At 66.8% G+C, this 18,484-nt stretch carries 18 protein-coding genes; 10 read left to right on the top strand and 8 right to left on the bottom strand.

Annotated elements, in window-relative coordinates; translation table 11 throughout:
• Positions 1-114 precede the first annotated feature (114 nt).
• The 6 genes from ACLBKT_RS14215 (at position 115) to ACLBKT_RS14190 (ending at position 5,666) form a co-directional block, all read left to right on the top strand.
• Entirely contained in the window at positions 115-2,829 is a 2,715-nt protein-coding gene (locus tag ACLBKT_RS14215; protein WP_410183704.1) for a helicase-related protein, read from the top strand.
• Positions 2,826-3,191 carry an RNA-binding S4 domain-containing protein gene (locus tag ACLBKT_RS14210; protein ID WP_410183554.1) on the top strand — a complete coding sequence of 122 codons (366 nt, stop codon included), beginning with the start codon at positions 2,826-2,828 and terminating at the stop codon, positions 3,189-3,191. Before ACLBKT_RS14215 ends, ACLBKT_RS14210 begins: the two co-directional genes overlap by 4 nt.
• Before the next feature lie 10 nt (positions 3,192-3,201).
• Entirely contained in the window at positions 3,202-3,540 is a 339-nt protein-coding gene (gene fdxA, locus ACLBKT_RS14205) for a ferredoxin FdxA (RefSeq protein WP_101791440.1), read from the top strand.
• A 276-nt stretch (positions 3,541-3,816) separates the two neighbouring features.
• On the top strand, positions 3,817-4,350 hold the full coding sequence (locus ACLBKT_RS14200; RefSeq protein WP_160759785.1) for a CarD family transcriptional regulator: 534 nt from the start codon (positions 3,817-3,819) through the stop codon (positions 4,348-4,350).
• 137 nt (positions 4,351-4,487) lie between these two features.
• The gene (locus tag ACLBKT_RS14195) at positions 4,488-5,291 is read left to right on the top strand and encodes a head GIN domain-containing protein (protein WP_410183553.1); all 804 of its coding nucleotides are present in this window, start codon (positions 4,488-4,490) and stop codon (positions 5,289-5,291) included.
• A gap of 39 nt (positions 5,292-5,330) precedes the next feature.
• Positions 5,331-5,666 (top strand): hypothetical protein, encoded by a 336-nt coding sequence (locus tag ACLBKT_RS14190; RefSeq protein WP_410183552.1) that lies wholly within the window; start codon positions 5,331-5,333, stop codon positions 5,664-5,666.
• On the opposite strand, the gene ACLBKT_RS14185 is transcribed toward ACLBKT_RS14190, so the two are convergent.
• The gene (locus ACLBKT_RS14185; protein WP_410183551.1) at positions 5,663-6,580 is read right to left on the bottom strand and encodes an L-threonylcarbamoyladenylate synthase; all 918 of its coding nucleotides are present in this window, start codon (positions 6,578-6,580) and stop codon (positions 5,663-5,665) included. The genes ACLBKT_RS14190 and ACLBKT_RS14185 overlap by 4 nt on opposite strands.
• A gap of 74 nt (positions 6,581-6,654) precedes the next feature.
• Here ACLBKT_RS14185 and ACLBKT_RS14180 point away from each other — a divergent pair, with 74 nt between their 5' ends.
• Positions 6,655-8,397: an acyl-CoA dehydrogenase gene (locus tag ACLBKT_RS14180; protein ID WP_410183703.1), complete on the top strand. Its 1,743-nt coding sequence runs from the start codon at positions 6,655-6,657 to the stop codon at positions 8,395-8,397.
• Between the two features lies 1 nt (position 8,398).
• Complete coding sequence (locus ACLBKT_RS14175) at positions 8,399-9,220, top strand: DUF815 domain-containing protein (RefSeq protein ID WP_410183550.1); 822 nt, start codon at positions 8,399-8,401, stop codon at positions 9,218-9,220.
• Here ACLBKT_RS14175 and ACLBKT_RS14170 read toward each other — a convergent pair.
• Positions 9,213-10,691, bottom strand: a complete 1,479-nt coding sequence (locus tag ACLBKT_RS14170) for a PQQ-dependent sugar dehydrogenase (protein ID WP_410183549.1) — start codon at positions 10,689-10,691, stop codon at positions 9,213-9,215. The genes ACLBKT_RS14175 and ACLBKT_RS14170 overlap by 8 nt on opposite strands.
• Positions 10,692-10,770: 79 nt before the next feature.
• On the opposite strand from ACLBKT_RS14170, the gene ACLBKT_RS14165 reads away from it, so the two are divergent.
• Both ACLBKT_RS14165 and ACLBKT_RS14160 read left to right on the top strand, forming a co-directional pair.
• Positions 10,771-11,271 carry a GAF domain-containing protein gene (locus tag ACLBKT_RS14165; protein WP_410183548.1) on the top strand — a complete coding sequence of 167 codons (501 nt, stop codon included), beginning with the start codon at positions 10,771-10,773 and terminating at the stop codon, positions 11,269-11,271.
• A 128-nt stretch (positions 11,272-11,399) separates the two neighbouring features.
• On the top strand, positions 11,400-12,266 hold the full coding sequence (locus tag ACLBKT_RS14160; RefSeq protein WP_410183547.1) for a hypothetical protein: 867 nt from the start codon (positions 11,400-11,402) through the stop codon (positions 12,264-12,266).
• A 177-nt stretch (positions 12,267-12,443) separates the two neighbouring features.
• Here ACLBKT_RS14160 and ACLBKT_RS14155 read toward each other — a convergent pair whose 3' ends face one another.
• The 6 genes from ACLBKT_RS14155 to ACLBKT_RS14130 form a co-directional block, all read right to left on the bottom strand.
• The gene (locus tag ACLBKT_RS14155) at positions 12,444-13,406 is read right to left on the bottom strand and encodes a ParB/RepB/Spo0J family partition protein (RefSeq protein ID WP_410183546.1); all 963 of its coding nucleotides are present in this window, start codon (positions 13,404-13,406) and stop codon (positions 12,444-12,446) included.
• Positions 13,403-14,179, bottom strand: a complete 777-nt coding sequence (locus ACLBKT_RS14150) for a ParA family protein (RefSeq protein ID WP_410183545.1) — start codon at positions 14,177-14,179, stop codon at positions 13,403-13,405. The genes ACLBKT_RS14155 and ACLBKT_RS14150 overlap by 4 nt, the downstream gene beginning before the upstream one ends.
• A gap of 56 nt (positions 14,180-14,235) precedes the next feature.
• Entirely contained in the window at positions 14,236-14,862 is a 627-nt protein-coding gene (gene rsmG / locus ACLBKT_RS14145) for a 16S rRNA (guanine(527)-N(7))-methyltransferase RsmG (RefSeq protein WP_410183544.1), read from the bottom strand.
• Entirely contained in the window at positions 14,859-16,709 is a 1,851-nt protein-coding gene (gene mnmG / locus ACLBKT_RS14140) for a tRNA uridine-5-carboxymethylaminomethyl(34) synthesis enzyme MnmG (RefSeq protein ID WP_410183543.1), read from the bottom strand. Before mnmG ends, rsmG begins: the two co-directional genes overlap by 4 nt.
• Before the next feature lie 121 nt (positions 16,710-16,830).
• The gene (mnmE, locus tag ACLBKT_RS14135; RefSeq protein WP_410183542.1) at positions 16,831-18,126 is read right to left on the bottom strand and encodes a tRNA uridine-5-carboxymethylaminomethyl(34) synthesis GTPase MnmE; all 1,296 of its coding nucleotides are present in this window, start codon (positions 18,124-18,126) and stop codon (positions 16,831-16,833) included.
• Between the two features lie 7 nt (positions 18,127-18,133).
• On the bottom strand, positions 18,134-18,397 hold the full coding sequence (locus ACLBKT_RS14130) for a DUF6489 family protein (RefSeq protein ID WP_410183541.1): 264 nt from the start codon (positions 18,395-18,397) through the stop codon (positions 18,134-18,136).
• Positions 18,398-18,484 lie beyond the last annotated feature (87 nt).

The raw sequence follows: 18,484 nt of genomic DNA, 5'->3' as shown, positions 1-18,484 counted from the left end.
GCCTTGCCCCCATGGTGCAAGCCTGACAGAACCCGGTGCACCGTGCCAGCTCCCCCGTCTGCCCGCCAGCTTGCCAGCCTCGGCTCTTCGCGTGAGAACGCCGCTGACGCGCGTGTGCGCGCGGTGCTGGGGCCGACCAACACCGGCAAGACGCACCTGGCGATCGAGCGGATGTGCGGCCATTCCTCCGGCATGATGGGCTTCCCGCTGCGCCTGCTGGCGCGCGAGGTCTATGACCGGGTGCGGGCGATCAAGGGTGACAAGCAGGTCGCGCTCATCACCGGCGAGGAGCGGATCGAACCGCCCGACGCCCGCTATTTCCTCTGCACGGCCGAAGCCATGCCGCGCACCGCCGGACAGCACGCCTTCGTCGCGCTGGACGAGGCGCAGCTGGGCGCCGATCCCGAACGCGGGCATATCTTCACCGACCGGCTGCTGCATGCGCGCGGGCGGGAGGAGACGATGATCCTCGGCTCTGCGACGCTGGAGCCGATGGTCAAGGCGCTGATCCCCAAGGCGGACATCACCAGCCGTCCGCGTTTCTCGACCCTCAGCCATGCCGGCGTGTGCAAGCTGTCGCGCCTACCCAAGCGGTCGGCCGTGGTCGCCTTCAGCGTCGAGCAGGTTTACGCCATGGCCGAGGCTTTGCGGCGGTTCCGCGGCGGCGCGGCGGTGGTGATGGGCGCGCTCTCGCCTGAGACCCGCAACAAGCAGGTCGCGATGTTCCAGGCGGGCGAGGTCGATTACATCGTCGCCACCGACGCGATCGGCATGGGACTGAACCTCGATCTCGACCACGTCGCCTTCGCAGCGCTGTCAAAGTACGATGGGCGGCGAAAGCGCCGCCTCACACCGTCGGAAATGGCGCAGATCGCCGGGCGCGCCGGGCGGCACCAGCGCGATGGCACCTTCGGGACGCTGTCAGGCACCGGGAAGGGCGATGGCGAGCCGCTCGCCTTCACCGATGAGGAAGTCTACGCCATCGAGGAGCACAAATTCGCTCCGCTCACCCACCTGTTCTGGCGCGATGCCGATCCGCGGTTCGATTCGCTGGCCGCGCTGATCGCCGATCTCGAAGCGCGGCCCAGCCATGCCGCCTTGAAAGCCGCGCCCGAAGCGATCGACATGGCGGTGCTGCGCCGTCTGGCCGAGGATGACGTCGGCCGTTCCGTGCGCGGGGCCGGGAGCGTGCGGCGATTCTGGGAGGCCTGCTCGCTCCCCGATTTCCGCAATCTCGGGGTCGAACAGCACGCCCGCTTTGTCGCCCGCCTGTGGGACGACTTGCGCGAAGGGTATCTCGGCGCGGATTTCGTCGCCGCGCGCATCGCCGAGCTTGACCGGATGCAGGGCGACATCGACACGCTGCAAGGCCGGATTGCGGCGATTCGCAGCTGGGCCTACATCTGCCAGCGCCCCGATTGGGTGCTGGCGCGCGACGAAATGGCTGCGCGGGCGCGCGCGGTCGAGGCGAAGCTCTCGGATGCGCTGCACGCGCGGCTGACCGAGCGTTTCGTGAACCGAAGGACGACTCTCTTGATGAAATCGCTGGGGCAGGATGCGAGTGCGCTGCCCGTCACGCTCGAACCCGATGGCCACCTGACCGTGGAGGGAATGAGCATCGGGCGGCTTGAAGGCTTCCGCTTCCATGTCGATCCGAGCGCAGGCGTTGCTGATCGGCGGATGCTGCTGGCGGCGGGTGAGAAGGCCTTGCCCGCGCTGCTGGCGGACCGGGCCGACTGGCTGCTGACACAGGGTCTGGGCGAGCTGGTCATCTCCGGCGGGGCAATCCGCTGGCAAGACCGTGCGCTTGCCGACATCACCTTCCCCGGTCAGCCGGGCGCGGGCAATTTCGGCACGCCGAAGCTGACGCTCACCCGCGATCTGGTGCTGGTGCCCGAAGGGGCTCGGGCCAGATTGGAAGCGGGACTGGCCGAATGGCTGGACAAGCAGCTCGAACCGCTGGAGCCCCTGCGCAAACTGGCCGAAGCCGCGCGCGATCCCGCAGCCGGATCGCAGGCGCGTGCGCTGGTCATCACCCTGATCGAAGCGCGCGGCGTCATCAGCCGCGAGGATGCCGGGCTGGAACACCTCCCCAAGGACATGCGCCCCTACCTGCGCAAACTGGGCGTGACGTTCGGCGCGCTCGACATTTTCGCCGCGCCCTTGCTCAAGCCCGCGCCGCGCCGCTTGCTGCACGCGCTCGGCCTCGATCTGCGCCCGGTGCAGGACGCGATGCTGCCGGTGCTCGCCGAAGGGAGCTGGGCCAAGGGGCGGCTGCCGGCCGGCTATCGCTATGCCGGGTCGCAGGCGATCCGGGTGGATCTGGCCGAGAAAATCCTGCGCGCCGCGTTTGACGGACGCGCGGTGGCCACGGCGGCCCACCCCAAGGAACGCAACCGCGCCTTCCGGCTCGACATGGCGCTGGCGGTGTCAGTCGGGCTGGAGGCCGAGAACGCGCGCCGCCTGCTCGGCAGCGCCGGGTTCCGCTGCGACCGGGCGCGGCCCCTGGCCGACGGCGCGTTCGGCCCGCCCGCACCCGACCGCTGGCACTGGCGCCCGCGTCGGCCTCAAGATTCCGGGCGTGAAAAGGACGAACGGCGTCCTGACCGCCGCCCCGAACGGACCGACCAGCGCAAGGATCAGCGCCCTCCGCGCGGCAAGGGCAAGCCCGCTGCGGCTCGGCCCGGTCGCGATGGCGCGCAGCCCGCGCGTGACGGCGGCAAGCGGCCGCCTCGCCCGGCGCAGGCCCCCGCAAGGCCCCCGGTCGACACGGGCCCGGCCCGCGCTGGCGGTGCCTTCGACAAGCTGGCGGACCTGCTCAAGGGATGAAGGGCGGCGGGGTGGGAGAGTCGATCCGCATCGACCGCCTGCTGGTCTATCTCCGCTTCGCCCGCACCCGTTCGGCCGCGCAAAGCCTGATCGATACCCACGCTTTGCGCCGCAACAGGAAGCATGTGCTGCGCTGTGCCGAACAGGCGCGTATTGGGGATGTGCTGACGCTGGCCGTAGGCGGCACCGTGCGGGTGATCGAGTTGCTGGCCCTGCCCGAACGACGCGGTTCTCCGGCGCAGGCGGCTTCCTATTATCGGGAGGTTGATTCTGACGGGCTTGACCGTAAAGGGCAAATGACAATAGCAGCGTCAACGCTCACGGCGGATGCCCCGCCGGAAAATTCCGAAGATTCCCATTGAAAGAGCCGCAATGACTTACGTCGTCACTGAAGACTGCATCAAGTGCAAGTATACCGACTGCGTGGAAGTGTGCCCGGTCGATTGCTTCTATGAAGGCGAGAACATGCTGGTGATCAATCCCAGCGAATGCATCGATTGCGGCGTGTGCGAACCGGAATGCCCGGCCGAAGCGATTCTCCCGGATACCGAAGACGGGCTGGAAAAGTGGCTCGAACTGAACACCCAATACTCGGCCCAGTGGCCCAACATCACCAGCCAGAAGGCTCCGCCCGAAGATGCCGACGCGCATAAGGGCGAAAAGGGCAAATTCGAGAAGTATTTCAGCGCCGAACCGGGTGATGGTGACTGATTTTCAGCCGCTTTTCGCGCGGTTTGTATAGTTCGGCCCGCTTTCGCAAACGCCGACTCGCAATTTTGTTGCAGACGTGCTATATAATACGCCAACCGCGCAGGGCCGTGCCCGCGCAGGCGTGAAAACCAGGAAGGCCCGACACCAGCAACCCCCCAACCGGATGATTACCACCCGGCGCTCGCTTTGTCTGAGGCACCCTTCAGTCAAGCCCCGCGTCGCTGGGCCGATTGTCCGCTCTCTCGTTGCCAGGACGGCCGATTGAAAGGAACTTGCATGGCAAGCACCGCGAACGCATTCACCGTCGGCGATTATGTCGTTTATCCCAAGCACGGCGTTGGCCGGGTGATCGAGCTTCAGCGCGAGGAAATCGCCGGGATGCAGCTCGAACTCTACGTCCTTCGGTTTGAAAAAGAGCGCATGACCCTGCGCGTGCCGGTGGGCAAGGTCGAAGCGATCGGGATGCGTAAGCTGTCGTCGGACAAGACGTTGCGGCAGGCGATGGAAACCCTCAAGGGCAAGCCCAAGGTCAAGCGCACCATGTGGTCGCGCCGCGCGCAGGAATATGAAGCGAAGATCAATTCGGGCGACCTCGTGTCGATTGCCGAAGTGACCCGCGATCTGTTCCGCCCCGAAGACCAGCCGGAACAGAGCTATTCGGAACGCCAGATCTTCGAAGCGGCCTCCAGCCGCCTCGCCCGCGAATTGGCGGCGATGGAAGAGACCGACGAGCCCACCGCGCTCGGCAAGATTCTCGACGTGCTGCGTGAACACGCGCCGCAATATTACGATACCGCCGAAGAAGCCTGAGGCTTTTTCCGCCGTGAGCGACATCAAGGGCTGCCCTGCGGGGCGGCCCTTTTTGTTTGTGCGGTGCGCAGTCTTGTGTCACGCGTCGGGGTGTATTATATCAGCAATACGCTAGAGCACTTCGGGAGAGACACGTCATGACCCAATTCACCGGCCGCCACATCGCCGCCGCCGCTTTGCTCACCGCCGCGATTGCGCTGGGCGGGTGCGAAGGGGCGGAGATGGAAATCAATGGTCAGAAGGGCGTGCCGCTTGCCGATGTCGTCCTCACTGGCACACCGCCGTCCGAAGTGGTGCTGGCCTCGGGCGATACGGTGATTCTCACCGAGGGCGATCAGTTCTCGATCAAGGTCGAAGGCGGCAACACCGAAAGCCTGCGCTTTGTCCGGGACGAACGGACCATCGGCATCACCCGCGAAGAAGGCTGGAGCGGTGAGACCAACGCCATCATCCGCATCACTATGCCCGCTCCCGAAGAGGTCGTGATCGCCGGCGCTGGCACGATCAAGGCCCCCACCCTCGCCAGCGAGGCCGAAGTCACAATCGGCGGTTCGGGTCTGGTCGAGTTCGGTACCGTGGCGGCCCAGAACCTCGGGATCAATATCGGCGGCTCGGGCACCATCCGCGGCGCGGGGACAGTCAAGAGCCTGACCATCAACATCGGCGGAAGCGGCGAAGTGGAACTGGCGGGCCTGAAAGCCGACACGGCCGAAGTCTCGATTGGCGGCGCGGGCGATGTCGCCTTTGCCTCGGACGGGGAAGTGACCGCGAACATCGCGGGCGCGGGTGACGTCACCGTTACCGGCAAGGCCAAGTGCACCGTCAACGAATTCGGCTCGGGCACGCTGACCTGCTCCGAGGGTGCCGGAGCCTCGGCCCCGCAGCCGCCGACAGCACCCGAAGCACCCGCAGCTCCGGTCGCCGCAAAACCCGCAGAATAGCATTGCCTTATAGCCTTGGCCGCGCGACACTCTGCGGCCATGCACATCCTCCGACTTGCGGCCCTTGGCCTCGCTTCGCTCGCCTTGCAGGGCTGTCTTGCGCGTGCGGCGGTGAATGTCGTCACGTTGCCGGTCAAGGCAGTGAGCAGGGGTGTCGATCTGGCTACCACCAGCCAATCCGAAGCCGACGAGAAGCGCGGTCGCGAAATCCGCAAGCGCGAGGAACGGTTGGGCGAGCTGGAGCGCGATCTCGACAAGCAGATGGACCGCTGCGCTGACGGAAATGACGCGGCTTGCGAGAAGGCACAGGCCATCCGGGCAGAGATGAAAGCGCTGCTGCCGGGCGTCCCGGTGGAGCCTGACCGCGACGATTAAGCCGCCGCGCGCCTCAGCCGATCATTGATCGCCCGGCCAACGCCCTCGTCCGGCACTGGGGCGACCGCGATGCGCGGCTGCGGGGCGCGGGCGGCTTCGTGCAAGGCCGCGTAGAGGCGGGCAGCGGCCTCGTTGACATCACCGCTGGCTGACAGCGTGCAGTCACCGCCGACAGCGCCGAAGCCGATCAGGAATTCGTCCGTTTCAGCCCACGCGGCATTCAGGCGCACGGGCTTGCCCGGCGCATAGTGGCTGGCGAGCTGGCCGGGGGCTTCCAGCGCCTTGCCCTCGCCCTGCTCCCCGATAGCAAGCGGGCCGGGGCGCAGTTCCTCCACCCGCCCATTGGCCCGCACCGCAACGATGGTCGACTCCACCCCTGCCGAAGTCGGCCCGCCATCGAGGACCAGGTCGATCCGCCCATCCAGCGAAGCGAGAACGTGATCCGCGCTGGTGGGGCTGATGAAGCCGCTGCGATTGGCGGATGGCGCGGCCAGCGGGAAATCCGCCGCCGCCAGCAAGGCCTGCATGACCGGATGGGCCGGCGCGCGCAGAGCGATCGTGGGCAGGCCAGCCGTCACCGCCTCGGCCAACCCCGCCTCGGCCCGGCGCGGCACCACCAGGGTCAGGGGGCCGGGCCAATGCGCGGCGGCCAAGGCGACCGCTTCGGGCGAGAAGTCGGCATAGCGTTCCGCCTGCTCCAGCCCCGCTACATGCACGATCAGCGGGTTGAAGTCCGGCCGACCCTTTGCGGCGTAGATTTTTGCGACCGCCTCGGCAGAATCGGCGCGCGCCGCGAGGCCGTAAACCGTCTCGGTCGGCACCGCGACAAGCCCGCCCGATTCGAGGATTCGCGCGGCCTCAGCGATCCCCGCTGCGTCTGCCAGTCGCACTTCCGTAACGTTCTTGCCGCTCATGCCCCGGCGCTATATTCAAACCCCCGCCCTGCCAAGTGCGCGCGGGCTTTACCCATCGCAAGGACGCCCCCGAAGTGACCCCCTTTACCCCGCCGACCGCCGACCAGCTGCTTGCCATCCGCATCAATGCCGGGATCGACGAGCTCGCTCAGACCGAACGCTTCGCCCATGCCGAACCCGACCTGATCGAAGCCATCGTCGAAGGCGTGGGGCAGTTTGCGGCGGGCGAATTCGCCCCGCTGAACCGTAAGGGCGATCTGGAAGGGGCCAAGCTGGAAAACGGCGTGGTGCGCCTGCCCGACGGCTTCGACGCGGCCTACAAGGCCTATGTCGAGCAGGGGTGGAACGCGATCGCGTCCCCGGTTGACCATGGCGGGCAGGGCCTGCCCTTCACACTGGCCTGCAACGTGCTCGAAAACCTCGGCGCTGCCAATATGGCCTTCACTCTGCTGCCGATGCTGAGCGTCGGTGCGATCGAGGCGCTGGAGCATCATGGCTCCAACGACCAGAAGGCGATGTATCTGCCCAATCTCGTCAGCGGCAAGTGGTCCGGCACGATGAACCTGACCGAGCCCGCCGCCGGGAGCGATGTCGGCGCGCTGCGGTCGGTCGCCGAACCGATCGTCAACGGGCCCCATGCGGGCAAGTACCGGATCACCGGCCAGAAGATCTACATCACCTGGGGCGAGCATGATCTGGCCGAGAACATCATCCATCTGGTGCTGGCCCGGCTCCCCGGCGCGCCCGAGGGGTCGCGCGGCATCTCGCTGTTCGTGGTGCCGAAGTATCATGTCAACGCGGATGGCAGCCTCGGCCCGCACAACGATCTCCGCTGCGTCAGCCTCGAACACAAGCTCGGCATCAATGCCTCGCCCACCTGCGTGATTAGCTATGGCGACAATGGCGAGTGTATCGGCGAGCTGGTCGGGCACGAGAACAAGGGCCTCGCCGCGATGTTCACGATGATGAACAACGCGCGGATCAATGTCGGTAATCAGGGTGTGCAGATCGGTGAGCGGGCGACGCAGCAGGCCCTCGCCTATGCGCGGGACCGGGTGCAATCGGCCCGCGCCGGTTCGCCCGACAAGGCGCCGGTAGCGATCATCGAGCATCCCGATGTGCGCCGCATGATCCTGCGCATGAAGGCGCTGACCGAAGGCGCACGCGCGCTGCTCTATTACTGCGCGGGACAGGTTGATCGCGGCAATCTGGGGGATGAGTCGGCCAAGGCCCGCGCGGAGATCGTCGTGCCGCTGATCAAGGCGTGGGGCACCGATATCGGGGTCGAGGTCGCGGGGCTCGGCATCCAGATTCACGGCGGGATGGGCTTTGTCGAGGAAACCGGCGCGGCCCAGCATTGGCGCGATTCGCGCATCGCGCCGATTTACGAAGGCACCAACGGCATTCAGGCGGCGGACCTCGTCACCCGCAAGCTCGGGCTTGAAGGCGGTGAGGCGATGGTGACCCTGTTCGAGACCATCGCCCGCGAAGCCGCATCCGAATATGCCCTCACCGCGCTGGCGATGGACTGCGCCCATGTCGCGCGCTGGATGCGAGATGAGGCGAGCCTTGATGATCGCCTCGCTGGCAGCGTGCCCTTCTGCACCATGGCCGCTGTCGCGGTTGCCGGATGGCAGCTGATGAAGCAGGCCGAGGCGGTGGCGGCGGGGGCTGCGCCCGAACTCGCGGCGACCAAGCCGGTGACGGTGCGGTTCTTCCTCGACCGGATCGTGCCGGAAGCCGCTGGCCTCAAATCAGGCGCGGTCGCCGGAGCCGAGTTGCTCTACGCCCTGCCCAGCGCAGCGCTGGTGGGCTGAGATGGCGCGCGGCGACGCTCTGGATCGGATCGCCGCCGCGCTCGAACGGCTCGCGCCCCCGCCTCCGCCCCCGACCGACTGGCGCGCCGCGCCCGCCTATGTGTGGGACGGCGAGACGGCGCGCGCGGTGCCGGTGCTGGATGCGGTCCCGCTCGCCCAGCTGCAGGGGATCGCCGCGCAGAAGGCCGCGCTGCGCAGCAATTGCGAGCGGCTTGCCCAGGGTGCGGCGGCGCATGATGTGCTGCTGTGGGGTGCGCGCGGGATGGGCAAATCGGCGCTGGTGCGCGCGACGGTGGCCGATGTGCAGGCGAGCGACCCGCAGGCCCTGGCACTGGTTCAGATCGCGCCGGGAGCCCTGCCGACGTTCCCGGCACTGGTCGCCGAGCTGGCACAGCAATCCCGCGCATTCCTCCTCTTCATCGACGATCTCGGCTTTGGCGCGGATGGGCGCGCCGAGATGCTGGCGCTGCGCAGCCTGCTCGACGGCGGCGTCGCGCCCCGCCCGGGGCATGTCCGCATCGTGGTGACGGCAAACCGCCGTGCCATCGTCGAGCGGGAGGATACCTCTGCCGCGATCCACGAGCGCGATGAGCGCGACGATGCCCTCGCGCTGGCGGACCGCTTCGGGCTGACGCTGGGCTTCCACCCGGCGGACAAGGACACCTACCTCGCGATCCTCGCAGTCTACACCGCGCCGCTCGGCCTCAGCTTCGATGCCGAGGAGGCGATGGCTTTCGCGATCCAGCGCGGCAACCGTTCCGGCCGCACCGCGCTGCAATTCGCAACCGAGTTGGCAGGGCGCGCCGGTTTACGGCTCAGTTGACCTTCTGCCCCGCCTGCTTGCGCAGGTAATCCGCCTCGAACGCCGCCCGCGGATCCTTCAGCGCGGTCGGAGGGAGCGGATCGTCCTTCAGCCGCGCGATCGCCGGAGCCGGCGTGGCCGAGGGTGAATGCACACGCCAGATGATCCCGGCGGTATCGTCAGACACCAGCAGCGACCCATCGCCCGCCCATTCGACCCAGGTCGGACGGCCACGGGTGGTGCCCTCACCTGTCAGGAACCCGGTCAGCACCGGCACCGGCTTGCCCACCGGATTGCCGAGTTCGTCGAAGTCCACGAACACCACGTCATAGCCCGAAGGCGGCTTGCGGTTCCACGATCCGTGCCGCGCGATGAAGGCCCCGCTGGCGAAGTTTTCCCCCATGCGGTCGCCCTCCCTGGAGAACACCAGCCCCAACGCCGCCACGTGCGGGCCGAGCGCGAATTCCGGCTTGCGGACATATTCCATCAGGAAGCGCGGCATGGGTGCTTGGACCCGGCGGTCGATATTGGTGCGGTAATAGACCCAGGGCCAGCCATATTGCGCGCCGATCGGCACATTGGTGAGGTAGTCGGGCACGAGGTCCGATCCCAGCATGTCGCGCTCGTTCACCGTGGTCCACAGCTCGCCGGTCCAGGGGCTGAAATCGAGGCCATTGGGGTTGCGCAGCCCCGCGCCGAACTGGCGCGCGCGGCCCGAAGCGAGATCATATTCCCAGATCATCGCCCGGCCTTCTTCGACCTTCATGCCCTGCTCGCCGATGTTGCTGACCGATCCCACCGCGACATAGAGCAGCTGCCCATTGGGCGAGAGTTCGAGATTGCGCATCCAGTGCCCGCCGCCCGGCGGCAGGTCCATCAGCTTGCGCGGCGCTCCAGTGACCTTGTCGCTGCCGAGCGCATAGGGGAAGGCCAGCACCGCATTGTGGTTGGCGACGTAGAGCGTGCCATCCTTCCAGGCGAGCCCGGATGGGGAATCGAGCCCCTCGGTCAGGATCACCTGCCTGGTTTCGGCACTGCCATTGCCGTCGGTGTCGCGCAGCAGCACGATCTGGTTGGGCGATGTGCCGCCCGCCCCCGCCTTGGCAAACAGGATGCCTTCAATCCAGCCGCGAATGGTCGCCATTACGCCGGTGTCGCGGTTCTTCTTCTCCGGCGCGCGGGTCAGCGAGACCAGCACATCGCCGTTGGGGAGCGCATAGAGCGTGCGCGGGTGATCGAGCCCTTCGGCAAAGCGGACCACCTCCAGCCCCTTGGCCGGGGTCGGGGCCTCGCCCGCTTTCCAGCCCACCGGCTCGGCAATCTGGACGGTCGGGAAGTTCTGCGGATCGCCCTCCTGCAACACCGGTTCGGTGCCAGCGACCTCTTCGACCGAGAGATCGGCGGTATCTCCGCGCGACAGGACAAACAGGGCGACCCCCGTCACCACGATTGCGATGACAAGAGCGATTGCGATTTTGCGAAAAAGAGCCATGTGACGCGGGATAATGCCCGGCCGCCGATGCGGCAACCGATAAGCGCCGGGGCGATGCGACGAAAGGCCACAGACCGCGATGTATGATTTCAAACCCGCCGCACCGCTCGCCGCGGAGGAACTGTACCGCGAGCTGCTGGCCGCCGCCGAAGCGCTGACAGCGGGTGAGCCCGATGCAGTCGCCAACATGGCCAATGTCGCGGCGCTGTTGTGGGAGTTTCTGCCCGATCTCAACTGGGCCGGGTTCTACCGCGTCGCTCCGGCGAAGACCGGCGGCGCGGACGAGCTGGTGCTCGGGCCCTTCGTGGGGCGCCCCGCCTGTATCCGCATCCCCTTCGGCCGGGGCGTATGCGGGGCAGCGGCGCAAAGTCGCGCCACGCAACTTGTCGCCGATGTCCACGCCTTCCCCGGCCACATTGCCTGCGACGCCGCCAGCCAGTCCGAACTGGTCGTCCCAGTGCTGCGCGATGGTGCGGTGATCGCTGTGATCGATCTCGACAGTCCGTCCCCTGCGCGCTTCTCCGAGGATGACGCCGCCGGGATCGAGGCCCTGGCGGCCCTGCTCGCTGACCGGATCTGAGCCCCTCCCCCCGGCGACTTTCCCGAAACGGGACAGCGCCGACAGCATCGCTTGGGCACGCGGCAGAGTCGGTGGTAAGCTTTCGCTAACCATCAGTCCAATCCGGCTGATTCAGGGGGAAATTGCCCATGTTCAAGCTTTCGCCGACTGTTTCGCTCGCCGCTCTGGCCCTTGCCGTTCCGGGGGCGGTGCAGGCGCAGAATTATGCCGATCTTCCGCCGCTTTCGCCGATGAGCGAAGCCGAGATGCGCTCGATCCCGAGCGAATATCGCACCGCGCCGGTGGCGATGCAGGCTGAAGAGACTGTGACGAACGTGAACGGGGTCGAGACCGTCACCCGCACCCGGCGGATCGACGGGCCGCCGCCGCGCCCTGCCATGCCGCATCAGGGCTATGCGCCTGTGCAGCACCACGGCTATGCACCGCCGATGGCCTATGCGCCCGCTCCGGTGGTGTTCGAGCGGCAGCAGTGGATCGACGAGTGCCGCCGCCGCACCAAGGGCCAGGGCAAGGATGACACCGGCCTGATCATCGGCGGCCTGCTGGGCGCGATCGCCGGCGGCTTTGCCGGTTACGAGATCGCTGGCGCGGGTGACCGCGTGCTCGGCACCGTCCTCGGTGTTGGCGGTGGTGGGCTGATCGGCGGATTGCTGGGCAGCATCTTCGACGGGGATGACGACGAGGACCGCTACGACTGCGAAGCCGCGCTCGACAGCTACCTGTCGCAGTATGGTGCCCCCGGCCCGCGCATCGCCAGCCGCGCCATCGCCTACCCGGCGCAGAGCTATTCCTATGGCTATGGCTACCCGGCCGGCTATTCCTACGGCTACACCTACGCCCCCCCGCCGCAGATGGTGATGGTGCCGGTGCGGACCGAAGTGCAGCAGCAGGTGGTGGTGCGCGAGACCGAGCGTTACGAGACCTACACCGTCCCCGGTGCCGTGCGCGAAATTCCGACCCCGCGCCCTTCGCCCAAGATGATCAAGAATCGCTGATTCTCTTTTGCCCCCTCCCCGGGGGACAAAGTGAAAGCCCCGCAAGATGAGGCGATCTTGCGGGGCTTTTTCATGCCTGATTGACGCTCGACGAGTCGGGCATCGCGCTTGCTGCGACGCGCCCGAAAGGCGTGTGAGCGAGGACTTCGCACGCCGGATGGCGTGCGGAACACTTTATCAGAATTCCCCGCCGGTCAGCCGCTGGCACACCAGATCGAGCTGATCCAGCGTGGTGTAGCGGATCGTGATCGTGCCCTTGCGCGGATCAACCTCGGGCTTGATCTTGACGCTGAGCCCAAGAAACTCCTCGAGATGCTGCTGGACGGCGAGAATATCAGCATTTTCAGCTGCTTGCTGCGGGACGGGAGTTGACGTGTCCGGCCGCTTGGCGGGCTTGCGGGTCAAGGTTTCGACATCGCGCACCGATAGCCCCTCGGCCACGGCGATCTCGGCGAGCTGCACTGCATCATCCCGCCCGATCAGCGCGCGGGCGTGGCCGATTGACAGTTTGCCCTGTTCGATGAAGGCCAGCACCGGCTCGGGCAGCGTCATCAGCCGCATCATGTTGGCGACGTGGCTGCGCGATTTTTCGACCATCTTGGCGATGTCGACCTGGATCATGCCCTCCTGTTCGGAGAGACGATGATAGGCCCGCGCTTCCTCGACCGGGTTCAGGTCCTCACGCTGCAAATTCTCGATCAGTGCGAGCGCCATGACCTCGCGTTCGGAGAGGTTGCGCACCAGCGCCGGGATCTCATGCAGCCGCGCTTTCTGCGCCGCCCGCCAGCGGCGCTCGCCTGCAACCAGCTGATACCCCTCCCCATTCGGGTGCGGCCGGACGATGATCGGCTGGATCACGCCCCGGGTGGCGATCGAGGCGGCAAGCTCGTCCAGCGCGGCCTCATCGAAATGCTTACGCGGGTTGCCCGGCAACGGCTTGATCGACGCCAGCGCGAGATTGCGAAGCGGCGAGCCGATCACTTGCGGCGCATCCACCGAAGCATCCTCGCGTCGCACCAGGGGTTCCTCGCGCCGAGTCTCACCGAGCAAGGCGCCCAGGCCCCGGCCCAAACGCCGCGGCTTGTCTTCGCCGCGCGAGGTCACGGGCGAATCAGCGGGTTGCGTCACATTCTCACTCATGCGGCTTGTCTTTCTGCGGGAAATCGCCCGATCAATTCGCGCGCCAGAGCCATATAGGCGCGGCTGCCGGTGCAATGCTGGTCATAGATCAGCGCGGGAAGCCCGTGGCTCGGCGCTTCGGAGAGGCGCACGTTGCGCGGGATCACGGTCTCGAACACCAGCTTGCCGAGGCAATCGCGCACATCATCGGACACCTGATCGGTCAGGCGATTGCGGCGGTCATACATCGTCAACGCCACGCCGATGATGCCGAGATCGGGATTGAAGCGCTGCTGGATCTGATCGACAGTCTGAAGCAGCTGGCTCAGCCCCTCCAGCGCGAAAAACTCGCATTGCAGCGGCACCAGCAGCGTATCAGCGGCGCACAAGGCATTGAGCGTGAGCAGGCCGAGCGAGGGCGGGCAATCGATGAAGCAGATGTCGTGCCCGGTGTGATTCGCCAGCGCTGTGTCCAAGCGGTGCGTCCGGCCCTCGACGGCGACCAACTCGACCTCGGCACCCGACAGATCGACTGTCGCCGGGATGAGATCGAGGCGGGGAATGCTGCTGGGCACGATCGCGCTGGCGAGCGGCACTTCATCCACCAGCAGGTCATAGCTCGAAACCGCGCGCGATTCGGCCCGTACGCCGAGCCCGGTCGAGGCGTTGCCCTGCGGATCGAGGTCGATCAGCAGCGTGCGCCACCCGGTCGCGGCCATGGCGGTGGCGATGTTGATGGCGGTCGTGGTCTTGCCCACTCCGCCCTTCTGATTGGCAATCGCGATTACGAACATGGCTGTTCCCGTCCTTCCGCGCGCCGATTCACGCTGAATCCGCACAGTTTCGCGTGTCAGGCCTTCACAATGATTCCCGCGTCGGGATCGGTCAAGGAATGTTTCACGTGAAACATTGCTCGAATCGAAGGCTTGAGCGTCTCCAACTCCTGCGCCGCCGACCGCCCCTTGGGCAAGACATAGGCGGTGGCCCTTGTGGAGAAGGGTGCGGATAGTTCGAGAAGTTTGGACAACGGGGCAAAAGCCCGTGCCGAAATGGCGCGGGCTGGAAAGGGCGTAACCCGTTCCAGCCGCTGCCCTTCGACCCGACATTTTGGCAGATTCAGCGCCGCAATGACCGCTTCAAGAAACTCCACACGCCGCGCGCGGGATTCGACCAGCACCACCGGCATGTTGGGACATAGCGCGGCGATCACGATGCCGGGGAAGCCCGGCCCGCTGCCGAGATCGAGCCACGGCCCCTGCGCATTCGGTCCCAATGTTTCACGTGAAACATTTTCGATGAGCTGCGCCGAGTCGGCAATATGCCGTTGCCACAGCTGCGGTTCGGTCGGTTTGGCGATCAGATTCTGGCGCTGGTTTTCCGCCAAAACCAGTGCAGCGAAGGCCTCCAGCCGCGTCATCCCCGCAGCATCGGTCAGGCCGGCGACATAGGCGCGGGCCTCATCTTCCGTGGTAATCACGCCGCTGCCTTCCGCCGCGCGTGCACCAGCAACGCCGAGAGCGCCGCGGGAGTAACCCCCGGCACCCGCCCCGCCGCTGCGAGTGTCCCCGGTGCGGCCTTGGTCAGGCGCTCGACCATCTCGTTGGAAAGGCCCGGCACCTCACCATACGGGAAGTCAGAGGCGAGCGGCAGCGCCTCGCTCGCGCGCAAGTCGCGCAGCTCGGCGTCTTGCCGCGCGAGATAGGGCGCATAGGCGGCATCTTCAGCCATTTCCTCGGCCAGCAGGGGATCAAGCGCGGTCACTTCTCCCAACCACGGCGCCAACGCCTCAGGCGTGACGCCGTCATACCGGAGCCATTCGGCCAGTGACCTTTCGCCCTGGTCACGGCGCACCGCAAGACCGAGATCGGCAAGCTCGCGGGCATGGACCCTCTGCGAATGTTTCACGTGAAACATTTCGCGGGTCGCTTCGCGCCGCTCCCACCATTGGCGGCGCTCTTCACCGACGCAGCCTGCTGCCACGCCCAGCCCGGTGAGACGGGTCGCGGCGTTGTTGGCGCGCAGGCGCAGCCGATATTCGGCGCGGGCGGTAAGCATCCGATAGGGTTCGGACACGCCTTGCAAGGTGAGGTCATCAACCATCACCGCGATATAGGAATTGGCGCGATCAAGCCGGGGTGCCTGCTTGCCGAGCGCGGCCGCAGCGGCCTCAAGCCCTGCGACAAGCCCCTGTGCGGCGGCTTCCTCGTACCCGGTGGTGCCGTTGATCTGCCCGGCGCAGTAGAGCCCGGGGATCGCCCGCAGTTGCAGGTCGGGAGTCAGCGCGCGCGGATCAATGTGGTCATATTCCACCGCATAGCCCGGCTGCACGATCACCACCCGCTCGCACCCCGGCATGGTGCGCACCACGGTCTCCTGCACATCGGTCGGGAGCGAGGTGCTGATGCCGTTGGGATAGACCATGTGCGTGTCGAGCCCCTCGGGCTCGAGAAACACCTGATGACCCTCACGGTCGCCGAAACGGTGGATCTTGTCCTCGATCGACGGGCAATAGCGCGGGCCCGCCGCCGCAATCGCACCGGAAAACAACGGCGAGCGGTGGAGGTTGGCGCGGATCGCATCATGGCCCTCCTGCGTGGTGCGCGTAATGGCGCAGAACACTTCGGGGTTGATACGGGCCGGGGTGAGCGCGGACATGGTCCACCCCTCCCCATCCGAAGGCTGCTCCTCCAGCACCGCCCAGTTGATCGTCCGGCCATCGAGCCGCGGCGGCGTCCCGGTCTTGAGCCGCGCCATCGGCAGCTCGGCCCCGCGCAGCTGCTGGGCGAGGCGGTGCGCGGCATTCTCGCCGATGCGCCCGCCCTCAAACCGCTCCTCACCGCGGAACAGCACCCCACCGAGGAAGGTGCCGGTGCACAGGACCAAATGTTTCACGTGAAACATTGTGCCGTCGGCAAGTTCCAGCCCGGCGACACGGCCGCCTTTCAGCACCAGCGCAGCGGCCTCGCCCTGCACCAGCGTGAGGTTCGGCTGTGCGCGGACAATTGCCTGCACCGCTGCTTTGAACCGCACCCGATCCGCCTGCACACGCGGACCCCACACGGCGCTGCCCTTGGAGCGGTTGAGCATCCGGTAATGGATCGCTCCGGCATCCGCCGCGCGCCCGATCACGCCGTCGAGCGCGTCGACCTCGCGCACCAGATGGCCTTTGCCCAGGCCGCCAATCGCAGGGTTGCAGCTCATGGCACCGATGGCGGCGAGATCGAAGCTCACCAGTGCCGTGCGCGCACCCATCCGGGCCGCCGCGCAGGCAGCCTCAACCCCGGCATGACCGCCGCCGATGACAAGGACATCGAAGGAATGCATGGGGCCGCAAATAGGGCCCGGGGCGCGGACAGTCAAAGGCGATTCATGGTCGTGGCGTTCGCGCCCTGTCCGGGTGATGCGCAAAATGTTTCACGTGAAACATTTCCCACCTCTCGGAGAATCACTTCCCGATGCAGAAGCGCCCGAACAAGGTGTCGAGCATATCCTCGGTCGTCGCCCGTCCGATCAGCCGGTCAAAGGCCAGGCGCGCCCGGCGCAATTCTTCCGCGACGAGGAGCGGATCGGTGAGGCGCTTCGCCGCCGCCAGAGCCTCCCCCGCCTCACTCAGCCGCGCGTGCTGGCGGGCGTTGAGCGCAGCTTCGCCCGGCTTGGGCAGAGCGTCGCGGGCCGTCTCCACCAGAGCCGTCTTGAGATGGGGCAACCCCTCCCCGGTCGCCGCCGAAAGCGTGAAGCGCGCCGCGTCCTTCGGCACAAAGTCCGCGCGGTCGGCCTGCGCTGCGATCTCCCACGCACCGTCCGGCCCCTCCCCCTCAGGCCCAAGCCACAGCACCAGATCGGCGCGAAGCAGCTCGCTTTTGGCGCGGTCCATGCCGATAGCCTCGATCTGATCCGCCGCGGCGTCCGACTCTCCTGCCCGCAGGCCCGCGGTGTCGACGAAGGTGAAAGGCACGCCGCCGATCGCCACCGAGCGTTCGATGACATCACGGGTGGTTCCGGCGATGGGCGAGGTGATGGCCGCCTCGCTTTCAACCAAGGCGTTGAATAAGGTCGATTTTCCGGCATTGGGCGGCCCCGCGAGCACCACGCGGAACCCCTCTCCCAAGCGTTCGGAGCGTGGGCGGGTGAGCCATTCGGCAATTTCCGCCGCAAGCGCCGCAATGTTCCACGTGAAACATTCCGGCAGATCGCTGGAATCTTCCTCGTCCGAGAAATCGAGCACACCCTCAACTTCAGCGGACAGCACCAGCACCCGCTCCCGCCAGCGTTCCACCTGCCGCGACAAGGCCCCGCCGAGGTTTGCCAAAGCGGCGGCGCGTTGCAGTTCGGTCTCGGCCGCGAGCAGATCGCCCAGACCTTCGGCCTCGGCCAGATCGATCCGGCCATTGGCGAAAGCGCGGCGGGTGAATTCCCCCGGTTCCGCCCGGCGGGTCTCAGGAAGCGCCGCCAAGGCCGCCTCTACCGCGGCAATCACCGCGCGGCCGCCATGGCAATGGAACTCGGCCAGATCCTCACCGGTCGCGGTGTTCGGGCCGGGGAACCACAGCACCAGCGCCTCATCCAGCACCGCACCCGTACCGTCCCGCAGCTTAGCGAGCGAGGCGCGGCGCGGCGCAGGCACCCGGCCTGCCAAGGCCAGCAAGGCCGCACCCGCTTGCGGCCCGGACACACGGATCACGCCCACACCCGCAGGCGGCGCGCCGCTCGATAGCGCGAAGATCGTCGGCGTGGCGCTCATCGCGGGGTTAGTCGGAACCCTTCGTCCCGACCGATCCGCCTTGAGCCGCCTTCATCCCGCCTTCGACAAAGCTCTGGAACAGCTTCAGCCCCACCTGCCCCATCGGCGCCAGGGCCGAGGCATATTGCTGCAACTGGTCGGGATTGGAGACGCCCTGCATCGCCTTGGTGATGTTGTCGACATAGACATTGTTGGCCGCTGACACGTCCGGCAGGCCCATGAAGCTGCGCGCTTCCTCAGGGGTGCAATCGACTTCGATGGTGATCTTCATGGCGCCGCTCTCCTTGTCCCTCATTTGCGCTTGGCAGCGCGGCAAGGCAAGAGATAGACGATAGGCCAATCCCCGAGCCACGAGAGA

The sequence above is a fragment of the Erythrobacter sp. W302b genome (genome assembly GCF_046452395.1).
Classification (GTDB): domain Bacteria; phylum Pseudomonadota; class Alphaproteobacteria; order Sphingomonadales; family Sphingomonadaceae; genus Erythrobacter.
The sequence above is the reverse complement of the archived record's forward strand: the minus strand, read 5'-3'. Positions and strand labels throughout refer to the sequence as shown.

Excerpts from the sequence above, each read along its gene's own strand:
- ACLBKT_RS14210 (WP_410183554.1), top strand. The coding sequence starts at position 2,826 with ATGAAGGGCGGCGGGGTGGGAGAGTCGATCCGCATCGACCGCCTGCTG.
- fdxA (WP_101791440.1), top strand. The coding sequence starts at position 3,202 with ATGACTTACGTCGTCACTGAAGACTGCATCAAGTGCAAGTATACCGAC.
- ACLBKT_RS14200 (WP_160759785.1), top strand. The coding sequence starts at position 3,817 with ATGGCAAGCACCGCGAACGCATTCACCGTCGGCGATTATGTCGTTTAT.
- ACLBKT_RS14195 (WP_410183553.1), top strand. The coding sequence starts at position 4,488 with ATGACCCAATTCACCGGCCGCCACATCGCCGCCGCCGCTTTGCTCACC.
- ACLBKT_RS14190 (WP_410183552.1), top strand. The coding sequence starts at position 5,331 with ATGCACATCCTCCGACTTGCGGCCCTTGGCCTCGCTTCGCTCGCCTTG.
- ACLBKT_RS14185 (WP_410183551.1), bottom strand. The coding sequence starts at position 6,580 with ATGAGCGGCAAGAACGTTACGGAAGTGCGACTGGCAGACGCAGCGGGG.
- ACLBKT_RS14175 (WP_410183550.1), top strand. The coding sequence starts at position 8,399 with ATGGCGCGCGGCGACGCTCTGGATCGGATCGCCGCCGCGCTCGAACGG.
- ACLBKT_RS14170 (WP_410183549.1), bottom strand. The coding sequence starts at position 10,691 with ATGGCTCTTTTTCGCAAAATCGCAATCGCTCTTGTCATCGCAATCGTG.
- ACLBKT_RS14165 (WP_410183548.1), top strand. The coding sequence starts at position 10,771 with ATGTATGATTTCAAACCCGCCGCACCGCTCGCCGCGGAGGAACTGTAC.
- ACLBKT_RS14160 (WP_410183547.1), top strand. The coding sequence starts at position 11,400 with ATGTTCAAGCTTTCGCCGACTGTTTCGCTCGCCGCTCTGGCCCTTGCC.
- ACLBKT_RS14155 (WP_410183546.1), bottom strand. The coding sequence starts at position 13,406 with ATGAGTGAGAATGTGACGCAACCCGCTGATTCGCCCGTGACCTCGCGC.
- ACLBKT_RS14150 (WP_410183545.1), bottom strand. The coding sequence starts at position 14,179 with ATGTTCGTAATCGCGATTGCCAATCAGAAGGGCGGAGTGGGCAAGACC.
- mnmG (WP_410183543.1), bottom strand. The coding sequence starts at position 16,709 with ATGCATTCCTTCGATGTCCTTGTCATCGGCGGCGGTCATGCCGGGGTT.
- mnmE (WP_410183542.1), bottom strand. The coding sequence starts at position 18,126 with ATGAGCGCCACGCCGACGATCTTCGCGCTATCGAGCGGCGCGCCGCCT.
- ACLBKT_RS14130 (WP_410183541.1), bottom strand. The coding sequence starts at position 18,397 with ATGAAGATCACCATCGAAGTCGATTGCACCCCTGAGGAAGCGCGCAGC.